The organism is Acidisoma silvae (assembly GCF_020618775.1).
Lineage (GTDB): Bacteria > Pseudomonadota > Alphaproteobacteria > Acetobacterales > Acetobacteraceae > Acidisoma > Acidisoma silvae.
Window position 1 is genome coordinate 1 of sequence record NZ_JAESVB010000047.1, and the last position, 5,748, is coordinate 5,748.

Consider the following 5,748-nt stretch of genomic DNA (forward strand, 5'->3'; position numbering starts at 1 on the left):
GGATTTGAACCTGTGACCTTCAGGTTATGAGCCTGACGAGCTACCGGGCTGCTCCACCCCGCGTGGGTGATATTTGGAACCGGGATGTAGATAAAGGGTGGGTTGGATGACCTGGCGGCGACCTACTCTCCCGCGCCTTAAGACGCAGTACCATGGGCGCTGGGGTTTTTCACGGCCGAGTTCGGGATGGGATCGGGTGCGGGCTCCCCGCTATGGCCACCAGGTCGTCCAACCCACCCTTTTGGGTGGTGAACGTGGGTTTGGCGCGAGGCAAGGAAGGTATTCTTTTTTGGAAAAAAGAACCAAAAAACTTTCTTTCTTAAGGAATGAAAATCTTTTGCTTCTTTTCTATAGAAAAGAAGATCTTTCTTACTGCTCTAGCGTTTTGGTTTGAGAGAATGGAGTGCGTTTATGTGTGTTTATCTGACAGCGATCGATTGGATGATTGCTGTGCGAGGTGGTGAGTAATTGTAATGAGCCTATCGGGTGATTAGGACCGGTTAGCTGAACGCGTTACCGCGCTTTCACATCCGGCCTATCGACGTGGTGGTCTACCACGACCCTCAGGGAGACCTAGTTTTGAGGTGGGTTTCCCGCTTAGATGCTTTCAGCGGTTATCCCGTCCATACTTAGCTACCCGGCTGTGCCACTGGCGTGACAACCGGTGCACCAGAGGTATGTTCATCCCGGTCCTCTCGTACTAGGGACAAATCCTCTCAAGTCTCCTTCACCCACGGCAGATAGGGACCGAACTGTCTCACGACGTTCTAAACCCAGCTCACGTACCACTTTAATCGGCGAACAGCCGAACCCTTGGGACCTGCTCCAGCCCCAGGATGTGATGAGCCGACATCGAGGTGCCAAACCTCCCCGTCGATGTGGACTCTTGGGGGAGATCAGCCTGTTATCCCTAGAGTACCTTTTATCCGTTGAGCGATGGCCCTTCCACGCGGGACCACCGGATCACTATGGCCGACTTTCGTCTCTGATCGAGCTGTCGCTCTCACAGTCAGGCGGGCTTATGCCATTGCACTCAGCAGCCGATGTCCGACCGGCCTGAGCCCACCATCGCGCGCCTCCGTTACACTTTGGGAGGCGACCGCCCCAGTCAAACTGCCCACCATGCAGGGTCCTGAACCGGGATAACCGGTCTCAGTTAGACATCAGAAGCGCCCAGGGTGGTATTTCAAGGATGGCTCCACCAGAGCTAGCGCCCCGGCTTCAAAGCCTCCCACCTATCCTACACAGTGCTCCCCTGATGCCACTGCAAAGCTGCAGTAAAGGTTCATAGGGTCTTTCCGTCTGACCGCGGGTACCCCGCATCTTCACGGGGAATTCAATTTCGCTGAGCCCATACCGGAGACAGTGGGGAAGTCGTTACGCCATTCGTGCAGGTCGGAACTTACCCGACAAGGAATTTCGCTACCTTAGGACCGTTATAGTTACGGCCGCCGTTTACCGGGGCTTCAATTCAGTGCTTGCACACCTCCTCTTAACCTTCCGGCACCGGGCAGGCGTCAGACCCTATACGTCATCTCTCGATTTCGCAGAGCCCTGTGTTTTTACTAAACAGTCGCTACCCCCTGCTCTGTGCCACCCGCCCATGGTTGCCCACAAACGGGTCTCGCTTATCCCGAAGTTACGCGAGCAATTTGCCTAGTTCCTTCGATATGGTTCTCTCAAGCGCCTTGGTATTCTCTACCAGTCCACCTGTGTCGGTTTCGGGTACGGTCTATATGCTGGAGCTATTTCCCGGTATGCGCCAAAAGCCAGGACAATCCAATAAGCCCTGACAACATCTTGCATACGTCACTTCCAGCAGGCTCAGGAATATTCACCTGATTCCCATCGACTACGGCTTTCGCCCTCACCTTAGGGGCCGGCTAACCCTGCGCGGATTAACCTTGCGCAGGAACCCTTGGACTTTCGGCGACAGTGTTTCTCGCACTGTTTGTCGCTACTCATGTCAGCATTCGCACTTCTGATACCTCCAGGAGGGGTCACCCCATCTCCCTTCGCAGGCCTACAGAACGCTCCGCTACCGCGTAGATCACTCTACACCCGCAGCTTCGGTGTGTGGCTTGAGCCCCGTTACATTTTCGGCGCAGGATTTCTATTAGACCAGTGAGCTATTACGCTTTCTTTAAAGGATGGCTGCTTCTAAGCCAACCTCCTGGTTGTTTTGGAATTCCCACATCCTTTCCCACTTAGCCACAACTTGGGGACCTTAGCTGGCGGTCTGGGCTGTTTCCCTCTCGTCCACGGACCTTAGCACCCATGGACTGTCTGCCGGGCTATACTTCTGGGTATTCGGAGTTTGGTTAGGTTTGGTAAGGCTTTGGGCCCCCCTAGCCCATCCAGTGCTCTACCCCCCAGGGTAAACACCCGACGATCTACCTCAATAGATTTCGCGGAGAACCAGCTATTTCCGAGTTTGATTGGCCTTTCACCCCTAGCCACAGCTCATCCCCGACTTTTTCAACAGGCGTGGGTTCGGCCCTCCAGTGCGTGTTACCGCACCTTCAGCCTGGCCATGGCTAGATCACTCGGTTTCGGGTCTTCTACCTGCAACTCGTCGCCCTATTCAGACTCGCTTTCGCTACGCCTACACCTACCGGCTTAAGCTCGCTGCAAACAGAAACTCGCTGACCCATTATACAAAAGGTACGCCGTCACCGCAGTTGCGGCTCCGACTGCTTGTAGGCGTCCGGTTTCAGGTCTCTTTCACTCCCCTCATCGGGGTGCTTTTCACCTTTCCCTCACGGTACTTGTTCACTATCGGTCACCAGGGAGTATTTAGGCTTAGAGGGTGGTCCCCCTACGTTCAGACAGGATTTCACGTGTCCCGCCCTACTCAAGGATTAATGACGATTTCTTCGCATACGGGGCTATCACCCACTCTCGCCGGACTTTCCAGACCGTTTTGCTCAATCATCATCAACCACTGGCCTGATCCGCTTTCGCTCGCCACTACTGACGGAATCTCTGTTGATGTCTTTTCCTCCGGGTACTGAGATGTTTCAGTTCCCCGGGTTCGCCTCCTAACCCTATGTATTCAGATTAGGATACCCATCGCTGGGTGGGTTTCCCCATTCGGATATCCATGGATCAACGCCTGCTCGCGGCTCCCCATGGCTTTTCGCAGCGTGCCACGTCCTTCATCGCCTCCTGGTGCCAAGGCATCCACCGAACGCCCTTCTCATGCTCATTGCCTCGTGGACAAATGCCGCTCTAGTCAGCATCCATCCCCACCTTGCACAGGAACCATCCAATCCACCCAAAGCCGAAGCTTCAGACAAACAGACCTATCCCCATCCAGATGCTGCTCTTCCAGAGGCGTTGCGAGAACAATCCCCCTTCCGAACAGACGCACATATGTGCACATCCATTCTCTCACGCTTCTGAACAAGTAATGCTGCGGGGATCCGGTGTTACCACCTCGTCCGGTCAGACATACAGCTTACTCGCGCAGATGCGCCAAACCCTGATTCACGATTTAAAGAACATTTTCTTTCCAACCCTCAGGTTGGAAATACACATAGCAAAGCTCGCCTGAACCGAAGCCCAAACGCTCACTGCCATGATCACTGTCCCAGCCGCGACGTATGGAAGGGATCGAAAGTTCTTTGCTTCTTTCTTTCAAGAAAGAAGAAATACTTAACTAATAAAATTATTAATTAAATTAATCAGCAATTGTTCTTTTCTGTAGAAAAGAACCAAAAGACTTTCATTCCGCTTCCTAATGCTCGTCAGAGCATCCACCTAGTGATGGTGGGCCAGGGAGGATTTGAACCTCCGACCCCACGCTTATCAAGCGTGTGCTCTAACCAGCTGAGCTACTGGCCCAAAACCGTCGCGGGGAAGGGATATGTTGATGGCGCCCAATCTAGATCAGGCTCTAAGCACGTCTCTGCATCCGCAGAAACTTTATGGTAGCAATCCCAAACATTTGCCGAAGCAAATGACATCAGGATCGCTCCTTGAAAGGAGGTGATCCAGCCGCAGGTTCCCCTACGGCTACCTTGTTACGACTTCACCCCAGTCGCTGACCCGACCGTGGTCGGCTGCCTCTCTTGCGAGTTAGCGCACCGGCTTAAGGTCAAACCAACTCCCATGGTGTGACGGGCGGTGTGTACAAGGCCCGGGAACGTATTCACCGCGGCATGCTGATCCGCGATTACTAGCGATTCCACCTTCATGCACTCGAGTTGCAGAGTGCAATCTGAACTGAGACGGCTTTTAGAGATCAGCACGGCCTCGCGACCTAGCTTCCCACTGTCACCGCCATTGTAGCACGTGTGTAGCCCAGGACATAAGGGCCATGAGGACTTGACGTCATCCCCACCTTCCTCCGGCTTGTCACCGGCAGTTTCTTCAGAGTGCCCAGCCAAACCTGATGGCAACTGAAGACGAGGGTTGCGCTCGTTGCGGGACTTAACCCAACATCTCACGACACGAGCTGACGACAGCCATGCAGCACCTGTGCAGGAGGTCCCTTGCGGGAAATATCCATCTCTGAATACAGCCTCCCCATGTCAAGCCCTGGTAAGGTTCTGCGCGTTGCTTCGAATTAAACCACATGCTCCACCGCTTGTGCGGGCCCCCGTCAATTCCTTTGAGTTTCAACCTTGCGGCCGTACTCCCCAGGCGGTGCGCTTATCGCGTTAGCTACGACACTGAGTAACTAAGTTACCCAACATCCAGCGCACATCGTTTACAGCGTGGACTACCAGGGTATCTAATCCTGTTTGCTCCCCACGCTTTCGCGCCTCAGCGTCAGTCAAGGACCAGGTCGCCGCCTTCGCCACCGGTGTTCTTCCCAATATCTACGAATTTCACCTCTACACTGGGAATTCCACGACCCTCTTCCCCACTCTAGCAATCAAGTATCAAACGCAGCCCCCAGGTTGAGCCCAGGAATTTCACGCCTGACTTTGATCGCCGCCTACGCGCCCTTTACGCCCAGTCATTCCGAGCAACGCTAGCCCCCTTCGTATTACCGCGGCTGCTGGCACGAAGTTAGCCGGGGCTTATTCTGCGGGTACCGTCATCATCGTCCCCGCCAAAAGGGCTTTACAATCCGAAAACCTTCTTCACCCACGCGGCATTGCTGGATCAGGGTTTCCCCCATTGTCCAATATTCCCCACTGCTGCCTCCCGTAGGAGTCTGGGCCGTGTCTCAGTCCCAGTGTGGCTGATCATCCTCTCAGACCAGCTATCGATCGTCGCCTTGGTAGGCCTTTACCCCACCAACAAGCTAATCGAACGCAGGCTCCTCCTCAGGCGACTCGCGCCTTTAAACCTCAGTTATCATGCGGTATTAGCAGTAGTTTCCCACTGTTATCCCCCACCCAAGGACAGATACCTACGCGTTACTCACCCGTCCGCCACTGACTGTATTGCTACAGCCCGTACGACTTGCATGTGTTAAGCATGCCGCCAGCGTTCGCTCTGAGCCAGGATCAAACTCTCAGGTTCATCCCTCCAGGCCAAAAACCCAGAAAAACAAACTAAAGGATCCAACTCATTAAAAACCCAGCAAGTCCTTAAACTTACCAAGCTCCGCACAGCGTGTTGCGTAATGAATCATGTAAGACACATCAGCAATACGCCTTGCTCAAGCCTAAGCTCTCAAGTCAGCTCCATGTAAAAGCCAACCTAAAACCTAAACCTAAATTAGTCCCACTCTCCGACCTAGATCAGAAAGCAGCACCGCAAGGCGCCACCAACATATCCCTTCCAAAACCA

1 tRNA gene and 3 rRNA genes are annotated in these 5,748 nt (G+C 53.8%); all 4 read right to left on the bottom strand.

What is annotated here, in order from left to right:
• Positions 1-109 precede the first annotated feature (109 nt).
• Positions 110-224: ribosomal RNA gene (rrf, locus tag ASILVAE211_RS25465) — 5S ribosomal RNA — on the bottom strand.
• Between the two features lie 246 nt (positions 225-470).
• Positions 471-3,210: ribosomal RNA gene (locus ASILVAE211_RS25470) — 23S ribosomal RNA — on the bottom strand.
• Between the two features lie 559 nt (positions 3,211-3,769).
• Positions 3,770-3,846, bottom strand: a tRNA-Ile gene (locus ASILVAE211_RS25475).
• Positions 3,847-3,983: 137 nt separating this feature from the next.
• A 16S ribosomal RNA gene (locus tag ASILVAE211_RS25480) occupies positions 3,984-5,478 on the bottom strand.
• Together the 16S, 23S and 5S rRNA genes with 1 tRNA gene alongside form the textbook arrangement of a ribosomal RNA operon.
• Positions 5,479-5,748: the final 270 nt, after the last annotated feature.